This is a genomic window from Paenibacillus montaniterrae, from assembly GCF_018403185.1.
In the GTDB taxonomy this organism is placed as follows: Bacteria; Bacillota; Bacilli; order Paenibacillales; family Paenibacillaceae; genus Pristimantibacillus; species Pristimantibacillus montaniterrae.
This window is the reverse complement of the sequence record NZ_BOSE01000013.1, coordinates 65,322-85,502: the sequence shown is the minus strand read 5'-3', so window position 1 is coordinate 85,502 and position 20,181 is coordinate 65,322. Positions and strand designations below refer to the sequence as shown.

17 protein-coding genes are annotated in these 20,181 nt (G+C 47.0%); 2 read left to right on the top strand and 15 right to left on the bottom strand.

Translation table 11 applies throughout. From position 1 onward, the window contains the following. Nucleotides 1–180: 180 nt before the first annotated feature. A complete protein-coding gene (locus tag KJS52_RS24270; protein WP_213519879.1) occupies nt 181–465 on the bottom strand; it encodes a hypothetical protein in 285 nt (94 codons plus the stop codon). A gap of 191 nt (nt 466–656) precedes the next feature. After that, complete coding sequence (locus KJS52_RS24265) at nt 657–3,374, bottom strand: glycoside hydrolase family 78 protein (protein ID WP_213519878.1); 2,718 nt, start codon at nt 3,372–3,374, stop codon at nt 657–659. A 226-nt stretch (nt 3,375–3,600) separates the two neighbouring features. On the opposite strand from KJS52_RS24265, the gene KJS52_RS24260 reads away from it, so the two are divergent. Further along, nucleotides 3,601–4,587 (top strand): AraC family transcriptional regulator, encoded by a 987-nt coding sequence (locus KJS52_RS24260; RefSeq protein ID WP_246563913.1) that lies wholly within the window; start codon nt 3,601–3,603, stop codon nt 4,585–4,587. An 18-nt stretch (nt 4,588–4,605) separates the two neighbouring features. Here KJS52_RS24260 and KJS52_RS24255 read toward each other — a convergent pair whose 3' ends face one another. From KJS52_RS24255 to KJS52_RS24215, 9 genes are all read right to left on the bottom strand, one after another. Continuing rightward, complete coding sequence (locus KJS52_RS24255) at nt 4,606–4,989, bottom strand: DUF3887 domain-containing protein (protein ID WP_213519877.1); 384 nt, start codon at nt 4,987–4,989, stop codon at nt 4,606–4,608. A gap of 36 nt (nt 4,990–5,025) precedes the next feature. Continuing rightward, a complete protein-coding gene (locus KJS52_RS24250) occupies nt 5,026–5,682 on the bottom strand; it encodes a YhfC family glutamic-type intramembrane protease (RefSeq protein ID WP_213519876.1) in 657 nt (218 codons plus the stop codon). A 79-nt stretch (nt 5,683–5,761) separates the two neighbouring features. Then, the gene (locus KJS52_RS24245; protein ID WP_213519875.1) at nt 5,762–7,087 is read right to left on the bottom strand and encodes a GHKL domain-containing protein; all 1,326 of its coding nucleotides are present in this window, start codon (nt 7,085–7,087) and stop codon (nt 5,762–5,764) included. Between the two features lie 2 nt (nt 7,088–7,089). Then, nucleotides 7,090–7,821 carry a LytR/AlgR family response regulator transcription factor gene (locus tag KJS52_RS24240; protein WP_213519874.1) on the bottom strand — a complete coding sequence of 244 codons (732 nt, stop codon included), beginning with the start codon at nt 7,819–7,821 and terminating at the stop codon, nt 7,090–7,092. Between the two features lie 146 nt (nt 7,822–7,967). Next, a complete protein-coding gene (glpK, locus tag KJS52_RS24235) occupies nt 7,968–9,458 on the bottom strand; it encodes a glycerol kinase GlpK (RefSeq protein ID WP_213519873.1) in 1,491 nt (496 codons plus the stop codon). Then, complete coding sequence (locus tag KJS52_RS24230; RefSeq protein WP_213519872.1) at nt 9,455–10,408, bottom strand: transketolase family protein; 954 nt, start codon at nt 10,406–10,408, stop codon at nt 9,455–9,457. The genes glpK and KJS52_RS24230 overlap by 4 nt, the downstream gene beginning before the upstream one ends. A 3-nt stretch (nt 10,409–10,411) precedes the next feature. Then, on the bottom strand, nt 10,412–11,254 hold the full coding sequence (locus tag KJS52_RS24225) for a transketolase (protein ID WP_213519871.1): 843 nt from the start codon (nt 11,252–11,254) through the stop codon (nt 10,412–10,414). A 704-nt stretch (nt 11,255–11,958) separates the two neighbouring features. Beyond that, a complete protein-coding gene (locus KJS52_RS24220) occupies nt 11,959–13,392 on the bottom strand; it encodes an L-fucose/L-arabinose isomerase family protein (protein ID WP_213519870.1) in 1,434 nt (477 codons plus the stop codon). Between the two features lie 32 nt (nt 13,393–13,424). Next, a complete protein-coding gene (locus tag KJS52_RS24215) occupies nt 13,425–14,333 on the bottom strand; it encodes a nucleoside hydrolase (protein ID WP_213519869.1) in 909 nt (302 codons plus the stop codon). Nucleotides 14,334–14,581: 248 nt separating this feature from the next. Between KJS52_RS24215 and KJS52_RS24210 the strand changes: the two genes are divergently transcribed. Beyond that, complete coding sequence (locus KJS52_RS24210; RefSeq protein WP_213519868.1) at nt 14,582–15,610, top strand: LacI family DNA-binding transcriptional regulator; 1,029 nt, start codon at nt 14,582–14,584, stop codon at nt 15,608–15,610. 56 nt (nt 15,611–15,666) lie between these two features. Here KJS52_RS24210 and KJS52_RS24205 read toward each other — a convergent pair whose 3' ends face one another. From KJS52_RS24205 to KJS52_RS24190, 4 genes are all read right to left on the bottom strand, one after another. Then, a complete protein-coding gene (locus KJS52_RS24205) occupies nt 15,667–16,494 on the bottom strand; it encodes a carbohydrate ABC transporter permease (RefSeq protein WP_373871389.1) in 828 nt (275 codons plus the stop codon). Between the two features lie 49 nt (nt 16,495–16,543). Next, a complete protein-coding gene (locus KJS52_RS24200) occupies nt 16,544–17,416 on the bottom strand; it encodes a carbohydrate ABC transporter permease (RefSeq protein WP_213519866.1) in 873 nt (290 codons plus the stop codon). 33 nt (nt 17,417–17,449) lie between these two features. Beyond that, entirely contained in the window at nt 17,450–18,742 is a 1,293-nt protein-coding gene (locus tag KJS52_RS24195; RefSeq protein ID WP_213519865.1) for an ABC transporter substrate-binding protein, read from the bottom strand. Nucleotides 18,743–19,003: 261 nt separating this feature from the next. Beyond that, nucleotides 19,004–20,179 (bottom strand): response regulator transcription factor, encoded by a 1,176-nt coding sequence (locus KJS52_RS24190; RefSeq protein WP_213519864.1) that lies wholly within the window; start codon nt 20,177–20,179, stop codon nt 19,004–19,006. Between the last annotated feature and the right edge of the window lie 2 nt (nt 20,180–20,181).

Here is a 20,181-nt window from a genome sequence, read left to right as displayed (position 1 = left end):
ACGTAGATGAAGCTTGCCAGCGTTAATAATTAATGCCGTTAATTTGCTGCTGGCAAAGCCGCAGAAGAAGATGGTGTTGGAGATGGTATTGGGGAAGGCGTTGAGCTGCCAGACCCAACTTTAGAGCATCCGGCAAGCAGCATTACGTATCGTTATCTCCCTTTTGTAGTCCTTCAAACCTTAATCTTTAATAGAAAATAAAACCGGATCTCTGAACTTGTAATTATTATAAACAATAAGATAATCTTTTCCAATTTCGGCTTTTATCTCTTTTTTGTATCTAATTTTAATACTAGCGGAGTTCTCAGTCTTTATTTCCATCACCTTGTTATCACTATCTATCGCTATAAGCGTTGCAATTGTGGCAGTCTGGCTACTTACTTTAAAAAAACACAACCATATTATTAGTGAAATGATGAATACCGTAAAAGCTACAATAACCCATTTATTTTGATGTGACTTCAAAAAATCACTCTCCTTCGCCCCATGCTAAGCCATTATAACATACCTTAACTTGGCTTAACTTCAAAAGAACGGCAGCTTTGCAATCCATGCAAATAGCTGCCGTTCTTTTGATACCCTTGAAATATACGGACATAGATTATTCTATAAAAGGGCTGAAGTTATGTTAGCGATCTATTAAAAATTGCAACCATTCAGTTGTTAACCTGCGCTTCAATATAGCTTCTTGCAGGCGCATATTCAATCTCATAGCTTCCTGCTGTCAGCACGATACTCACATCGCTGCCCTGCTGCTTGCCCGTGACGCTTGATTTCGCACCTGCTGCTGACAATGCCGCTCCATTCACCGTTACCGCTGCCAGCTCGGCATCAGGCAGCTTCGCTTCAGCTGTCGTATTGAATGGAACCGTAAACGTGAACGTCAAGCGGCCATCCTCATGAATGCGCCAGCCGCTTTCAATTAAGCCGGACGGTGAATTGAAGCTTGCTTTGGCGTAGGTCAAGCGGCTATTCGGTTTAGGCTGCAAGGTGAATTTACGATAGCCTGGAGCCTCCGCAACAGGATTGATTCCGCACATATGCTGATACATCCACTGTACAATGGAGCCGTACGCATAATGGTTGAGCGAGTTCATCCCGGTATCGCTAATGCTGCCATCGGCCAGCACCGAGTTCCAACGCTCCCAAATCGTCGTCGCTCCAAGCTTTACCGCATAGAGCCAGCTCGGATAATCGTCGTTAAGCAGTAAGGTGTATGCATCATCATTTGCCCCGTTTTCCGAAAGCACCAGACAGAGGTAAGGCGTGCCAACAAAGCCTGTCGTCAAATGCATCCGATCCTCGCGCAGCTTGGCCTGCAAATCGCTTATTACTCTTTGACGCTGCTGCTGTGGCACAAGATCCATAAAGAGCGCGACCACCATCGCGGTTTGCGTATGAATGGCGCTGCGGCCATTTGGCGTAAAGTATTCCTGCATCATCGCTGCTTTAATCTCTTCCGCAAGCTGTCCGTACTGCGCGGCAAGCTCATGCTTTTCCAGTACTGCCGCTGCTTTGGCAACCAATTGTGCGGAATAGCAATAGTAGGCCGAGGCGATATAATGCGCATCCGTTCCGCCAAATGGGCTGCGTGGATCCTTGCCATCCAGCGCCAGCCAATCGCCAAAGTGGAAGCCCGCCTGCCACAGTCGTTTGCCGCCATTTTCTTCATCGACGCGTTGAATATAATCGACCCAGTCCTTCATCGTATCGAACTGTGAGCGCAGCAGCTCCTTATCTCCGTAATTGACATACAATGTCCAAGGAATTACCGTCGCTGCATCGCCCCACGCCGCCGAGCCGTCCATTGTGTCCGTAAAGCCTGCTCCTTGCGTCGGCTTAATGGCAGGCACAGTGAATGGAACTGAGCCGTTTCTGCGCAGCTGCTCCTCGCGCAAATCTACCATATATTTGTTATAGAACGCTGGCGAGTACATATTGAAGCAGGCCGTAGGCGCAAATACTTGCGCATCTCCTGTCCAGCCCATGCGCTCGTCACGCTGAGGACAGTCTGTCGGCACATCGAGGAAGTTGCCTCTTTGTCCCCATAGCGCATTAAGAAACAGACGGTTTACCAGCGGATCCGAGGTTTCAATGCTCCCCGTTTGAGCCAGTTCACTATGGACAACGCAGCCTGTGAAATCCTCAAGCTTCACATCTGCGAAGCCCTGCAGCTTAACGTAGCGGAAGCCGAAAAAGGTGAATTTAGGCTGAACCTCTGCTGGCAAGCCATCGGCGATATAAATATGCTCGGCCTTGGCTGTACGCAAATTGTCCTGGTAAAAGTTATCATTCTGCAAAATTTCGCCATATTGCAAATGCAGCTTCGTGCCTTTGCTCGCGGTTGCTTTGAAGCGAACCCACCCGGTCATATTTTGCCCAAAGTCAAGCACTGTCTCTCCGGCGGGCGTATAAATGATCTCAACAGGCTTGCGCTCCTCCATGATTTTAATCGGAAGGCTAAGCCGTGCTTGCAGCCGTTCTGAGGCGATCGCTGTCGGCTGAACTGCTGTCCAGTTACTATCGTCAAAGCTGCTGCTCGACCAATTTTCCAATTGCTTGGTCGCATCATAATGTTCTCCGTCATAAATGCCGCTAAATTGTACCGGTGACGGCGCGCATTTCCAGGTTGGATCAGTAGCAATAACGATCTCGCTGCCATCCTGCAAGGTTACAACGAGCTCAGCAAGCAAAGCAAATTGATCGCCATACCATGCCGGAAAACCGCCTTCAAAGCCAAAGCGCCCTTTGTACCAGCCGTTGCCCAGCGCTACGCCGATTGCATTATCTCCGCTCGCAACCAGCTCTGTCACGTCATAGGTTTGGTACTGCAGCCAATAATCGTAGGCATGGTAGCCGGGCGCCAAATATTCATCGCCTACTTTGCTGCCATTCAATTCAAGCTCGTACAAGCCAACTCCTGTTATATAAATGCGCGCCTTTGCCAGCTTCGCTGCAAGATCGGCAGGCAGCTGGAACTGCTTCCTTATTAGCGGGTGAATGTCTGGGTCAAAGCCTGGCGCAATCCATGCGCCTTGCCAAGGCTCATCCATTTTCGCTGTTTCAAACCAGGCTGCCTCGCTCGTCGCCACCTCGCCAGCGTCTCCCCACACCGTGACACGCCAGTAATAGCGGGTTCGTGGCTGCAGCTCAATATCCGGCGTATACGCCAGGCTATCCATATGCTGCTGCTGTCCACTGTCAAATACAAGCTGGTTAAAGTGTGAATCGGCTGCGATCTCTACACGAGCCGACTGCTGAAATTTAGATGATGTGCTTTCCTCTGATTCCGTTACCCATGACAAGCATAGACGATCCAGCTGGAAGCCCAGCGGATTCGTTAGGTGATTTGTTCTTAAATGTACAACACGCATTTCAACGCCTCCCCATTACTAGTGCAAGCTTTGAAAACTTGCCTCTGAACATTTCTGCTAACAATATATACGCTGGCTTTCTGCAGCGATCAGCAGCAATAAACAGCGCTTACATCTTATATTTTATAGGGATTTCACATTGAGCTATATATCTGAACATTTCAACTTGACTAACCAAATTTTCGATCATACAATATTCGCAACAGATGGAAGGAGGAAAGCAGTGATGGGGATGGACGAAAAGCAGCTGGATCAGTTTTTACGCAGCTACAGCGAGGCAGAGCTTGCGTATTTAAAGAATCCGCCCGAAATTAATGACGTTCCTGAAATGATTAAAGTAAACGGGCGGCCTGTATTTTTATTTGATCGGATTGGCAATCTCTCGCTCGACAAAATTAAAATTACAAAGCATGAACGCTTTGCCGCTGTGCCGATGCATGTGCATACCTGGATTGAAATCAACTATATGTATTCGGGAAGCTGCACGCAATTAATTAACGATGAAACCGTCGTACTAACAGAAGGGCAGCTCATCCTCATCGATACACAAGTGCCGCATGCGATTATGAATACGGGAGAAAATGATATCCTCATTAACATTCTGCTTTCGAAGGAGATGCTGACCACCGCATTTTTGAGCCGATTATCGAACAAAGGAATCATTACCGACTTTCTTATTAATGCGATCAGCGAAGGGCGCGACCATAATCACTATATTATTTTTCATTCTCAGGAAAATAAAAAAATCCCTCGTCTCATGAGGGAAATGCTATGTGAATATTTTGACCAAACCGCTTATTACGATGAAATTATTGAATCGTATATGGTCATTATTTTTACGGAGCTGCTGCGCGTATTTAAATACGACGCCCATCAGCCGCATGCACAAACCGTCAATGAAACGAGCCTGATTCAAATATTGCAATATATTGAAAACCATTACCAGACCTGCACACTTGCTTCTGCTGCCGCTCATTTCAATTACAGCACCAGTTACTTTAGCACCTTAATTAAAAAGCATACTGGTAAAACCTTCAACGAGCTGGTTAGAATGCAAAAGCTGACCCACGCCTGCTTGCTCATTGAGCAAACAAAAGAGCCGATTTACGAAATTGCTCGCAAAGTCGGCTACGATAATTTAACCTTTTTCTATAAAAAATTTAAGCAGGTGTATGGCGTTTCGCCGCAGGAGTATCGCTTAGGGCGTATCTGAAAAGTTCTGCACTCAAGCTTATTTGATGAATAATCCAGCGATTTTATCATTGGCATCATACGTAATTGTAAAAATACGCTTTTCCTCGCTATAGTTGGCGATCAGCACGACGATTTTCATCCCGTCTTTTTCTTCAACAGACTGCTTCTCGATCGCTTTAAATTCACCCGATGCTGTCAGAAGCGGCTCAAGCTCTGCTAATTGCTCTGCTGAAAGGCTAGCCTTCATCGTGTCATCAAACTGCTCGGTGATGCTTTCGTATTCGCCATTATTAAGCATTTGAACAACTTCTTCCGCTTTGCTTATATAAGTTTGAGCGGTGCTGTCATCCACCTTGCTCCCGCACCCGGCTAACAGCACAAGCACACAAATACTAATGAACATGACATGCATTTTTTTCATTGCAATCATTCCTTTCGAATTAGAAGATGGCAGATGCTACGTTTTTTGAGCTCGTACAACGAAATAGGTAATAACCGCGAGCATAACTGTTGCAATGAGCATCACAAGCTCAGCTATTATAATTGTCGATATCATCGCAACGCTGGTTACCGCAAAATTAACGATTCCATGAAGCAAAATCGAAGCCAGCACATACACGAACTTTCTTTTCTTGACGCCCGCCAATACGATTAGTGAGAGGCAAATATGCACGATCATCGCACAAATTCGTTCAAAGCCGCTTATGAAATAATCGGCATTGTTGAGCATAACATTCGGTGCAAAAAGCAGCGGAATGCCGACGATTAATAGCGCCTCGATGCCGCCATGCCCAATTCCAAAAGCCAAGCCAGCATTTAGATCCCGCTGCTTCATCGCAAATTTCATCGCCAGCCATCTTGCCATTTCCTCAAACAGTCCTGCGGAAAACGCTAGCAGCACGATAATAAGCAATGGCATCGTAACGTTCCACACATGGTAGGTGCTGCTGTTTTCGGACAGCCAATTCAGCAGCGGCACCCGTATCAGCATTTGGGAAATCGTAAATGCCAGAACCCCTAAAATAAACGGGATTAACCTCTTTTTATACAGCGCATATACGGCTCCTAATGCCGGAATGGCGATCGTTACGATGATTAAAAATATTTTCCCCACAATGAATCACCTCGCAGCTTTATTGTAGGAAATAAAGAAGCCGGAATGAATGCCTTCTGCAAATTCGGTCGTTATTTCTTCATGAACGGTCCATTTTCAATAATACCGTCTGGGTAAACATTTGCGACTCCAAGGAGGTGGACAGCGTCATATTGGCGTGCTGCGCCAGCAGCCGTTTTATAGAAAATAAACCGTAGCCGCGCTGCTCGCCTTTAGTCGAATAGCTTTTGTTATACATGCTTTGCAAATCCAAAGCCTCGGCATCGGTACTATTTTTAACGACGCAATATTGCGTTTCTGGATCGGTTTCAAATAAAGCAATTTGGATCAGCTTATTGGTCGACTTACTTGCTTCTTCGGTCGCATTATCAATTAAAATCGAGATCATGCGAATAAAATCGTTGGTAGGAATATATACATGGCGAATGTCATGAGGAATATCCACGCTCACCTGCAGCTGCTTATGCTGCGCTGTTACTATTTTTACACTGAGCACACTTTTTATTTCAGGAATTTTCACACGGGACAGCTTGACCAATTCCAGCTGCTGATCGTTAATAATCGCTGTCGTAGGGGCAATCGTATTGTCGTAAATCTGCTCAATTTGCTCGATATTTTTCGTACGGATTCCTTCCTCCAGAGAAAGCAGCAGATTCATATAATCATGTCTAAATGTTGCCAAGTCGTCATGCATGAGCTCTAATTTATTGACATAATCGATCAGCTGGCTTTGCAGCATCATTTCATGCTCCTCAATTAAACGCTCCTTGGACATATAGACGCTAATGGTCACAATCAGCATCAGCAAGACGGACAGCAGCAAAATAATCGAATAGATTTGCTTGCTGTATAAAGCATTAATTTGCGCCAATAGCGAAATGGTCGGATAGTTGATCACTAACAGCAGCAATGTGCACACAATCGCCAAAATAAATGACGGGATGTACCACCTGCTTGCGACCATATATCGACCGATTTGCTCGATTTTTTTTCTGGCTATGTACATGGCGAGCACGAGCACAACTAATGTCCAGAAGTGAAGCGCGCTATCGGTCCAGCTATAATAATTGAAGGGACTTTCGATATAGAGGCCTCTGACCAGTGAAAACAACCCGTTCTTTATAACAGTGAACAAAACCATGCTGCAGAGTGCAAAATAAATAACAGTCAAAGGCTTTAATTTTTTATTCATGAGCCCGATTAACACGAGAAATAAAGAAAGCAGAACGACATTTAGTTCGACAAGGCCTGTTAAGGTGATGCTAATGCCGACGAAAAACGTTAACAGCACCCCGATCACCAGCACATAGCCGAGCGAAAACTTCTTATAGTCTATCAGCAGGCTGAACAAATAAAGATGTCCGATTCCAATTAACGCCATCGCCGCAATATCATAAAAAATCATCGTCACCGATCCTTTAATATAGCTTTCATTTTTTTCATCATTCTTCTGGAAACAGGAACTTGTTTGCCACTCATTAATATGACTTGCTGCCCGGAAACATCCAGCTCTTTCATTTGCTGTACATTGACAAGATAGGATTTGTGGCAACGGATTAAACGCGAGTCGATTTGCTCGAGCTCCTTTAAACTGCCGTATAATTGAATTAATTGATTGGTCGTTATCAGCTTCAAGCGGTGGGGATCATCCGTCATGATATATTCGATTGTATGAAACGGAACTTTAACCGACGTATAAGCATTCTCGACAAAGAAATAATCCTCTTTATGCTCCACTTTATTTTTTGTCACATAATGCTGCAAACATGCTGCAATTTTTTGCATGCGCTCGGGATGCGGCTGATCCTTTTCAATAAAGGTTAACGCAGAAACCATGTATTGGTAAGATATGGATGCCAGTTCAGAGTGTGTTGTTACGAACACGATTATGCCATGCGGATCTACTTTGCGAATTTCCTGCGCAACCTCCAAGCCTTTGCGTTCCTCATGTTTGATTTCAATATCTAAAAAATAGATTGGCAAATATGTACAAGAAGGAATTTTATTGATTATGTGCTCATAACGGCTTGTTGCTTCAATAAAATTGTAAGGAATATGCTGTGCTAAGCAGATCTCCTCAATAGACCGCTTCAAGCTTTGGGCTTGAAATACATCATCCTCTAGTATAAAAATACTCACTGCTCCACCTCACCTAACAGCTCTAAGTTACTTGAAAGATACATCATCATTGCTTGAAACGCAAGCCGTCTTACTTGCTTCATATCGGAACAGCAACAATGCGCTCAGCAAAAAAGCCGAGCGAAATCAGGAGCAATCTCCTGAAATCAACTCGGCTTTCCAGTAACCATGGAAACCGCTTTATGCCAGCCTTCCAGCTTCATTGCTTGCTGCTCACTTGACATCGTTGGCTTATAAAGCAAATAATCGTTCACATCAGCCAGCTGCTGCGGCGAGGTCCACCAGCCTATCGCCAGTCCGCCCATTAAAGCAGAGCCCTTGGCAGAAAGCTCGGCTGTTTGAGCCACCGCTATATGCGCCTGCAGCAAATCCGCTTGAAGCTGCATCAGCACTGGATTGCCAGCCGCACCTCCGTCCGCTCGCAGCTGCTGCAGCTCGATTCCTGTCGCTTGCTCCAGCAGCTTCACGACATCAACCACCTGATATGCGATGCTTTCCAGAGCTGCTCGCAACAGATGCCCCTTGTTCGTGCCTCTGTTCATCCCGGTAAAAGCAGCTCTCGCATCAGCCTGCCAATAAGGAGCGCCAAGCCCGCTAAATGCCGGAACGAGATAAACATCATCATTGCTCGGCGTTTTATCCAGCCATGCCGTCAACTCATCGAAGCTGGAGAACAAGCCCACCTCATCACGCAGCCACTTCAGGCTGTCGCCCGACGAGCGAATAATCGCTTCCACCGCATAGCATATTTCGCCGCTTCTGCCCCAAGCAATAGTAGCAACCAGTCCATCGCGCGAAGGAGAAGGCTTACTGCCCGTTTGCATCAACAGCGAAGTACCGGTTCCGTACGTCGCCTTGGCCATGCCCTGCTCCAGACATAGATTGCCGAATAGTGCCGCTTGAGAATCGCCCATAATGCCAGTAATCGGCAGCCGTGTGCCAAGAACTCCGCTTGGCGAGGTATAGCCAAAAATATGATCGGAGCTTTTTACTTCCGGCAATATGCTTCGCGGCACGTCAAACAGCCGACAGAGCTCCTCATCCCAGCTTAAATCATAAATATTGTACAGCAGCGTACGACTGGCATTGCTATAATCAGTCGCATGCACCGCTCCATCAGTCAGCTTCCACATCAGCCAGCTATCCATTGTGCCTGCCAGCAGCCTGCCTTCTTTAAGCAGTTGTCCGCTTCCCTCGACCTGTGAAAGCATCCAGCTCCATTTTGTAGCAGAGAAATAAGGGTCCAGCATAAGCCCGGTTTTCTCCAGCACCTTGGACTCTGCTCCTGCCCGCTTCAGCTGATCGCACAGGTCTGAGGTTCGCTGGCATTGCCATACGATTGCGTTATAGATTGGCAAGCCCGTTACACGATCCCAAATAAGCGCTGTTTCCCGTTGATTCGTAATCGTAAGGGCGGCAATATCTGCTGGAGAAGCCTCGCTGATTTGCAGCAGCTCGCGCATAAGGCGCTGAACATTTTCATAAATTTCAAGCGGATCATGCTCGACCCAGCCAGGCTGCGGATAATGCTGCTTATGAGCACGTGAAGCTTTGGCTGCCACCTCGCCATTGCGGTCAAATAAAAGCACTTTAGTCGCCGAGGTGCTTTGATCAATCGCCAGCAGATACCGACTCATCGTAATGCCCCTTTTTGCGCAGCAAGCTCCTTGGCGATCCGCGCTACATTGTCTGCATCAAGTCCATAATGCTTGAATACTTCGGCTGTTTTCCCAGCGATAGCCGGCTCATCTGGAATGCCGATAATTTTCATCGGAACCGGCTGATGCTGAATAACAACCTCGGCAACCGCTGCACCAAGTCCGCCGTGAATGCTGTGCTCCTCAATTGTAATAATCGCGCCTGTCTCACTTGCTGCCTGGAAGATCGCTTCATGATCAAGCGGCTTAATCGTATGCATGTTGAGCACTCTTGCTTCAACGCCTGCTGCTGCCAGCAGCTTGGCTGCATCAAGTGCGATGCGCACTGTCTCTCCAGCTGCAATGATCGTTAAATCGCGCCCTTGCCGCATCGTAACGGCTTTGCCGATCACAAATTCGTAATCATCGTTGTCATACACGTCCTCGACCGGATTGCGGCCAATTCTGACATATACGCCGCCTTCGTATTGCACTAGCGCTTCTGTCATTTTTTTCGTTTCATGACGGTCAGCCGGCAGGATGATCGCCAGCCCGGGAATTGCACGCATTACGGCCAAATCCTGCACCGAATGATGTGACATGCCGAGCGCACCGTAGCTAATGCCGCCGCTAATGCCAATCAGCTTGACGTTCGTATTAGAGTAAGCGACATCGACCTTAACCTGCTCGATGCTGCGCATGCTTAAAAAGCAAGCAGGCGATGTGACAAACGGCTTCTTGCCGCTATGAGCAAGTCCCGCTGAAATCCCAACAATATTTTGCTCTGCAATGCCTGTTTCCACGAACTGCTCGGGAAACTGCTTGGCAAACGCCCCCATTGCAGCAGAGCCGCGCGAATCGCTCGCCAGCACCGTTATCGCCCGATCATGCTGCGACAGCTCCAGCAGCGTATCACAAATTACTTGCCGATTCGGAATTGTATTGGCCATGCGTCAGTCCTCCTTCTCGCTTAGCAGCGCCTGCTTGCTAGCAGCAAGCTCCGCAAGTGCCAGCGCCAGCTCTTCATCGCTAGGAACATGATGATGCCAGTGCGCCACATTTTCAGCAAAGGATATGCCCTTGCCCTTTGTCGTATTCGCCATAATCAAAGTCGGCTTGCCTTTAACCGTTGGAGCAGCTTCGAGCGCCGCCACCACCTCCGCCATCTCATTGCCGTTAATCGATACAACCTGCCAGCCAAAAGCAGCCCATTTTTCCTCAAGCGGCTCCAATCCCATTACATCCTCAGTCGAGCCGCTAATTTGCAGCTTGTTGCGGTCAATAATCGCGGTCAAATTATCAAGCTTATAATGCGCTCCAGCCATCGCTGCTTCCCAGACGGAGCCCTCAGCCTGCTCGCCGTCGCCCATTAAGCAAAACACTCTATAGCCTTTGTGATCTCGCTTAGCCGCCAGCGCCATGCCAACTGAAATCGACAAGCCATGACCAAGCGCGCCCGTATTCATCTCAATACCCGGCACTTTATTGTTTGGATGTCCGATCAAGCGCGTGCCAAACTGAGAAAAAGTCGATAATTCCTCCTTTGGAAAAAATCCTTTATCCGCTAAAATACACCATAACGATTCCACAGCATGACCCTTGCTGGCAATAAAGCGATCCCGCTCATCCCATTTCGGGTTTTGCGGATCAAGCTTCATTACCCGGTAATACAAAGCTGTCAGCACATCAGTATTGCTAAGCGAGCCGCCCGTATGCCCGGCCTTGGCCCGGTGAATCATTTGCAGAAGCTCGCATCTAATATCAATTGCTTTCATCTTGAGCTGCTTAATGCTCATCAATAATCTCCCCCCTCAGCGCTCCGGAGCAATGCATCCTCAAGTCGCTTTTTAAATCGTAATGCTCTTATTTGAATTTTTAAGGTCGCATTACGATGTTAAAGGCGACACACTTCGTTTTTCAGCGCTCCGGAGCAATGCATCCTCAAGTCGCTTTTTAAAGCGTAATGCTCTTATTTGAATTTTTAAGGTCGCATTACGATGTTAAAGGCGACACACTTCGTTTTTCAGCGCTCCGGAGCAATGCATCCTCAAGCCGCTTTTTAAATCGTAATGCTCTTATTTGAATTTTTAAGGTCGCATTACGATGTTAAAGGCGGCACTCTTCGTTTTTCGGTATGCATTGCTCCTTCGCTGTAGCTTTTTGAATGCAGGACCAAGAAGATGTGGCACGATACTAGAAGGCGAGGAGCGCAGCGTAGGCAGATTGCTACGTGAGCACCGCAGCCTTCGGTAGCGTGACATATTCGCCGTCGAATAAGCTACGACGCAAACACATCGTCATCAAAGTCCAATTTTTTAAACATCCCCTTTCAATAGAGGTTCAAAAACTCGGCTTTCAGGACCAAGAAGATGGCACGATACTAGAGGGCGAGGAGCGCAGCGTAGGCACTTGCTACGTGAGCACCGGAGCACTCGGTAGCGTGACATATTCGCCGTCGACTCAGCTACATCGCGCTACATCGTCATCAAAGTCGTGTTTTTTAACTTCCTCTTAGGTAGCGTTTTACTTCTTCTTCTGTGGGATCCACCAAATCAGGGCTAAGCCCTGGGATGTACTGGCAGGCCTCATAGATGGCCGGTATGACGTTGGCATGAATCCCTACCGAGTGATGGACGTATGGCCCTTTTACCAGCTTTTCTTCCCAAAGCGGCCAATCGTTGACTTCCACCCATACGTATGAGCCGCGCGTATAAGGTCCTTCGATGCCTTTGGCCTTGCCCAGGAAAATGCTGTACTCGCCGTGATCGCCATCAAAGCGGGCCAGTGTCATTGAGCCGCCTTTAATTTCCCCTTCATGGGTTCCCGGAGAGTGGTCGTCAAACAGAAAATGACGACGCAGCTTGGGCTTCTGCTCAACACTCATCGAAACCGGGAAGTTGCCGCAATGGAATAGCAGCTCGCCATTCGGATTTTCAGGGTGGCGAATCGTCAAATCAGCGAAGAAGGTCGGGTGTGTATTGAACGCAGCCGCCTGAACCATTACCGAAGTAATCGCACCATGTATATCCGTTTCACAGGTAACCGGAATTTGCTCATCCGTTAAAATTGCATTGGCCAGGCATGGCATAATAGCCAGCGATTCCTGAAGCGCGCTCCAGCATTGAATAGCAATCGCTGTGCTGCCTGTTTGAATCGCATAATTTTTCATCGCTACCTTCAATGCCGCAACGCGAATAACCGCTTCCTCTCCAACCTCTGTCCAGTCCAGCTTCTCTTTAATATAATCAACTGCTGCCGCCAGCTCTGAGCTGCTTGCTTTTCCTTGCTCAATGCGTTTCGTTTCTCGTTGGATGTCGATTAATGTAATCGGATGTAGCTCAATCCCGAATTTTTCCAACAGCTCGCCCTCATTGCACATCATCGTCCAGAATGAGCTTGGTCTCGGGCCAATCTGCAAAATGCGCAGACTGCGGAATTGTCTTACGACATTGGCTGCAGCAATAAAATTGGTAAAGCCTCTTTCAAACACTGGAGCATCAACGCGGCTGTTTGTAATATAAGTAAATGGTACATTAAAGCGGCGCAGCACCTTGCCTGTAGCAAACAAGCCGCATTGCGTATCGCGCAGACGCATGCCGTCCTCCAGCGGAGCCTCATCGCGCGGTCCCCATAGCAGCACCGGCTTGCCCAGCGCTTTGCCCACTCTGGCAACCGTATCCTCCGTACCAAAATTGCAATGCGGGAAAAATACTGCATCTACCTGCTCCCTGGTAAACCGCTCAATAATTTGTTCGGCTCCAATATGGTCGTTATACAGCAAGCCTTCCTCATTCAAGCCTTCAAGATCGACAATATCGAGCTCTAGCCCGAAGCTTTCCAGCTTTTCACGAATCATCACTTTATAGCGAAATGCATCTTCTGCGCTGAATACAAATCTGCGAGTCGGGGCGTAGCCAAGCTTAAGCTTTTTCACGATCACTCATCCTCTCCTGTATCGTATCTCATTTAATTTGATGAGCCATAATGGATTTGCAGCTTGGCGTACATATCCTCAAGCGTAAAACGCGGATCAATGAAGTGATACCAGCGCACCAAGCGTTCCTTTTGATGATGGACATATCGCATATCCTTTGTAATGCGCGGCGCGGGCTTCCATTCATAGCCATACTCATGCTCATCAAGCAGTACGCTGACTGCCGGCGAATCGCCAAGACTCCACATTTCCCCTTTGGGCCAATGACTGCTGCCTTGCAGCTGCATATTGAAGTCGACCAGCTGATCGTACAAATACTTGCCAACCTTGCCATACGGACGGACTCTCGTATGCAGCTCGGCTATGCCTACACGCATCGTTGTATAGACACTGCGTGGAATGATCCATATAGGAATTTGCGACTCAAGCACGACATTAGCAGCATCAATATCGTTGCTTAAGTTGAATTCCTCCTCGCCGTTTGGCCATGCGCCGCCACCGATCCAAACCGCTGTAAGCTTGCCGGCGATTTCTGGTTTAAGCAGATAAGCAGCTGCCAAATCGGTAATCGGCCCAAGAAAAATAACATACAGCGGGCGCGGGTCATCTGCCAACGCTTCCTTAATAATTAAATCAGCACCTTCAGATCCAACAGCCGTTTTCTCGTCAGGTATCGCAGTCGGTGCTCCTTTGCAAACAGTTACGGAATCTCTAATTTCCATCAGGTTGAGCAGCAGCTCGATTTCATCGTAGCTTTCCTGCATCGAATGCTTCGTACGGCGCTCTCCAAAATGAGCAGCAATAATCCCTCTAATATCAAAGCGCGGCGTTAATAGAGCATGAACAATTGCAAACTGGTCATCTGCTTCATTTTTGGCATCTGTGTTGATGATAAGACGAATTTTCTTAGAGTCCGGAATTTGAAAAGCATGCTTAATCACAGTTCATCACCTTAGCTTTCGATTGATTTCAACAACTAAACTAAACTAAACATTTATAAACTAATAATCTTACAATTACGATGTACTTAGAATTTAACAGCTAAATGACGTTTAGTCAATAAAGTTTAGTAAATAAAACTAAATTTTTAAATGGAATTAGTTAAACAAAATCGCCAATCTTGCATGTTTGTTCATTTCAAGTTAAACTAAACTAACTAAACAATTTTAGTGAACGGGAGAGAATGATTATGAAGATGGAAGATATCGCGAAGCTTGCCGGCGTTTCCAAATCAGCGGTATCCTTAACGTTAAACAATAAACCAGGCATTGGCGCCGAAACACGCGAAAAAATATTGCGCGTTGTGGAGGAGCATGGCTATGTCCACAAAGCTAGAGGACAGCATGAAGAGCAAGCCGTCCGTACGCTTACCTTTCTAGCGTTTGCCAACTCTGGCATCGTGCTTGAAGACTATTATGAGCAGCCCTTTTTTCGCGAGATTATTCAATATATTGAAGAACGCTGTCGCAGCAATGGCTACAGTCTTTTGTTTGCTACGGTTGATCCGTCACGCATGCTGGAGCATATCGAAGAAATTAGTGAGGAGCAGCGCAGCGACGGCATTATTTTGCTAGGAACGAATTTGGATCATGCTCAAGTACGCGCCATGATCGAGCATCTTACGACACCGCTCGTCGTGCTCGACAACTGCTATGAAACATTGCCTGTCTCCTTTGTTTCGATCAACAACGTAATGGGCGCCTATCAGGCAGGCATGCATCTATGCAGCTTGGGACATCGTCATATCGGCTACCTCGCTTCCAATGTACCGCTCCACAACTTTCATGAGCGCAGGAAGGGCTTCCTTCATGCGCTGCAAATGAACGATCTGTCGCTAGAGGTTACCTTTAATGTGGCGCCTACCATTCTATCTTCTCAAGAATCGCTGAAAAAGCTGCTTAGCGAGTATCTAAAGCAAGGAAATGCGATGCCAACCGCCTTTTTCTGCGAATGCGATTATATTGCGATCAGCGCAATAAAAACATTAAGCGAGCTTGGCTATCGCATCCCTGAAGATATTTCAATAGTCGGCTTTGATAACATTACAGAAGCGCAAATTATAACGCCGCAGCTAACGACCGTGCATGTTGAAAAGCAAAGGCTTGCTCATTTGGCAGTAGATACACTCGTTCAAACGATTCTTTCACCGCAGCAAGCTAAAACGAAGGTCGTTGTCGACACGCAATTTATAACGCGCAGCTCCACCCGCGCAATATGATGAAGCACAATGGGCTTGCACAGCTTGATTGATTGCAGCTATCGCATTTGCTGGAATTAGCCTTTAACCGAGCCGGCAAGCCCATTGACAAAATACTTCTGGAACAACAGATAGACAATCATAACGGGCAGCACGGAAATAAGCACTGCGGCGCTCATTAATGTATAGTCAGTCGACCAATCTCCTCTAAAGGCGAGCAAGCCTAGCGTAATGGTGCGCATCGACTGATCGCTTATAAAGATTTGCGCCAGCAGAAATTCGTTCCAGGTCGCCATGAAGTCGAAAATAATAAGCGTAGCAATGGCCGGCATAGACAACGGCAAAATAATCCGTAAAAATTTGCCCATATCGCTGCAGCCATCTATGAGCGCCGCTTCATCAAGCTCCTTAGGGATTGTGCGGAAAAAACCTCGCAAAATCATAATCCCGAACGGGATGCCGAAGCCTAAATAAATTAAGAAAATTCCAGGATACGTGCCCTTTAGATGAATCGCATTAAGCAGCATATTGAGCGGCACTAAAGTGGCCTGCATCGGAATCATCATGCCGATTAAGAAAAACGAAAACATAGGAATGCTCCAGCGAAACTTCAGCCTCGTAAGCGCAAAGGCTGCTAACGCCTCGATCAAGATGCCCAGCGGGACCTTGACTAGACATATAAAGAGCGTATTTTTCATATACATGCTCATTTTCCCTTGATCCCAAGCCTTGACAAAGTTTTCCCAATGAATCTTAGCGGGAAACGCATAAATTGGCTTGCTTGCCAAATCAGCATTAGACTTCACTGCCGTAAAGAAAATGAATACAAGCGGCAGCAAAAACAGTATCGCCAAAATGATCAGCACTGCATAATGAACCACTTTTCTTGTTGACGAGATTCGCAGTTCCAACTAGTCCCCTCCTTCCTGTCGCCTGCTGCATTTCTAGCAAAAACTATACATGCGACCTTTTCGTTGTGTAATAAACGTATGGAATAAGCACAATCATGACGATCAACACCAGCACCCATGAGATCGCCGAGCCGATGCCGATGTTGGCATACCTGAAGGTCTGATAATACATAAGAGACGACAACACCTGAGTGCTTTCAGCTGGTCCTCCTCCTGTCATGGCATAAACGATATCGTACACCTTCATCGCGCCTATCATCGTTGTCGCGACTACAATGACGAAAGTTTCTCGCAGCAATGGTAAAGTAATATAATAGAACGATTGAAATTTGCTTGCTCCATCAATAAACGCCGCTTCATACGGATCATCGGGAATAGACGACAATCCGGCAATAAACAAAACCAGCGGCTGGCCTACCCCTTGCCACAGTGCCGCTAAAAATACAGCGTACAAGGCGAACTTCGGCTCTGCCAGCCAAGCCTGCGTCCAGCTTTCCAATCCAACAAGCTCCAGCACCTTATTAAAAAAGCCTTGCGTCGGGTTATACATCCATGTCCATACCATCGCTACAACGATTCCTGACAGCACATACGGGAAATAAAAGATTCCGCGGAACCAGGTACGCCCCTTCAATCTTTTATTCAGCATCAGGGCCAGCGCCAAGCCCAGCCCCATCATAAGCACCAATGATCCCAGCATCCATTGCAGATTATTGGAGAGCGCCGTAGGAAAGACGGTATCCTTCGTAAACAAATAGACATAGTTGTCAAGGCCGACAAATTTGCGATCTGGCGCCACTCCATTCCATTCAAAAAAGCTCAAATATAAGGAATATAAGGAGGGGAAACAAATCACCGTCAAATAAATGATCAACGCTGGCAGCAAGTACAGCCATGGCTTAACCTTTGTAAACATCAACGCTTTGCCCTCCTGTCTCATCATTTTTGCTTACTGCGAATTTTTACTTACATATTCTTGAACAGCCTTATCCATCTCCTGGGCAGCCTGCTGCGGCGTCCAATCGCCTAATGCAACACGGTCTTGCGCTTCAAACCATTTTTGAATCAGCTGCTGCGGCAGCGCTTGGTCCATAATTTGAAATGCCCCATCGCTGGCACTGTCTAAAATCTCCTTCATATGCGGATTGGCTTCGGACGTATTGACATTGAGTGTTGCCGGCGAGCCGTACACGTCGACAAATTGGTTAATCACCTCAACGCTTGTCAAATATTCGCCAAGCTTGATTGCAGCTGCCTGCTTTTCAGGACTTGCATCGGCGCTAATTTGCAGCATTTCCGCGAACACCGAAGGTCTGACTGGCGACTGCTCGGTCGGAAACTTGAAAACGCCAAAATCATTGACATCAAAGCCGCTCGTAATAATGCTGGAGTCGAACCATGTTCCTTCATTAATAATTGCCGCTTTCTTCTGATACATCAGGTTTTGCGCTTCCTCTGGATCAAGCGACACATAGCCCTTCGGGAAATATTCCTTATCGGTATATTCCTTCAGCTTGGCGAAGGTTTGAATAACCGCTTCATTGTCCCACGAAGCAGACAAGCTCAAAAGCTGATCGTGCAGCTCAGGTCCGCCGTAATGCTCGATGAGCAGCTCCGCCAGGCGCATTGTGTGCCAGCCGCCTTTACTGCCGAAGGCGAGCGGAATATAGCCTGCATTTTTCAATATTTCCAGCTGCTCTTCAAACTCCGCGAACGTTGCTGGCGGCTGCAAATTCGTTGCCTCGTAAGCTTCCTTCGTATACCACATACTGAGTGCATTCAAGCGCATCGGGATGCCATACAGCTTGCCGTTGAAGGTCGACATATCGAGCGCTGCTTTATTGTAAACTTCCGCATAATTATGCTCCTCTGCAATCTCGCTCAAATCAAGCGCCAAGCCATTTTCAGGATAGAAGGAGCCTAGTGAGCCGCCCCAAGTAAACCAAATATCAGGCATCGTTTTGGAGCTTGCCGCTACCTTCAAGTTTTCTTTCATCGGGTCGACCGCATAAGAGCTGTGTACAACCTCGATGTCCGGGTTTTCGTTCTGAAATTGCTCGACTGCCTCAACAACCCATTCCCAGCCAGAGCCGCTAAGCGTCCATAATGCGATTGAAACCTTCTTCTGCTTGCCATCAGCTTGATTGGCTGGAGAACTTTGCGAATTGTTGCCGCCGCCACAAGCTGCCAGCAAGCTTGCCACCATAACAAGCGTTAAACCCAACATAAGCATTCTTTTCATGAATGTAATCCCCCTTAATATGTGGCTTCAAAAAGCTCGGCTTTCCGCCGACTATGCTGCAACGCGAGGCATCGTCATCAAAGTCGTGCTTTTTGAACTTCCTTGCTTATAGTTTAAGAAACGTGGCTTTCTGTAACTAGATAACCGTCATGCCGTTTTGTTGCCTTTTTTGCTTAGTTTTTGCAGCTTGCAGCTGGACGCACGCATAAAAATTTGTTTATTTGCACTTTGCTATACTTTTTTGTCCTGCGACGTTTTCTTTTATCGATTGCGGTAATCCAGCGGTGTCATTCCTGTCCGCTCCTTAAACAGCTTGCTAAAATAATGCGGATTCATATAACCTACCGCAGCTGCAATTTCATAAACCTTCATGGAGGATTCACGCAGCAGCCGCTGCGCATACTCGATTTTGTTGCGAATCATATAATCGCTAAAGTTTTCGCCGATCTCCCTCATAAAAATACGGCTTAAGTAGCTGGGGCTGACATGAATTCGGCTAGCTACTAATGACAGATTAAGCTCCTCCAGCAAATGAGCATCAATAAACTCCTTTGCCCTGCGCGCTACAAAGTTATCGCTTTGCTCATTAACCGGCAATTTCATTAACGTTTCCATATATGCATCCGGCAGCTCATTAACGTCATAAAATAGACGGCTTTCCGAATACATCACGATCATGTTCAGCAGCTCAAGCATTTTTTGCTTAATGCCTTCCAAATATTTCGCTCGATCTAGGCTCGTCTCATCCAGCTTGGGCTTTGCAGGAGCCAGCCAAATAATTTCCCGCTGCTCGCGATGAAACACGAGCCCGCCCCATGTTTTCATCACGTATTCTTCAATTAAATGCTTTAACGATATGAAGCGAAGCTCACTATTGCTTTCCTTCTCCTTCACTGCATCATCACGTCTTCTAAAATTCACGAGCCAAAAACCGTTTTGCAGCTCTTGCATATGAGGGCCCAGGCAGCTTAGATCGTGAGGAAATGTATAGCTGTCGAGTAAGCGCAGCAAGCTGGAATTGTCTCTTGGGGCTACAGCAGGCTGCTTGTTCTCATGCGATTCCTCCAGCATCGTGACGACCTTGCTGAATGCTTGCTGCAGCTCCTGCTCATCCATCGTTGGCTTGTGCAAATAATCGATACAGCCCAAGCGCAGCGCTTCCTTGGCATAGGCAAAGCTGTCGTAGCTGCTCAAAAAGATAATTTTGATGTTTTGATTAAGCCTGTTAATTTCCTTGGCCAATTCCAGTCCGTTCATGCCCGGCATCTGAATATCGGTCAACACAATATCAATACGCTCCTGCTTGATAATGTCCAGAGCCTGATCTCCGCTAGCCGCTTCAGCTTGCCAGGCAATGCCTTGCTTTTCCCAGTCCAGCATATATTTAAGCCCCATTCGTACGATAGATTCATCCTCGACCACTAACAGCTTCCACATCG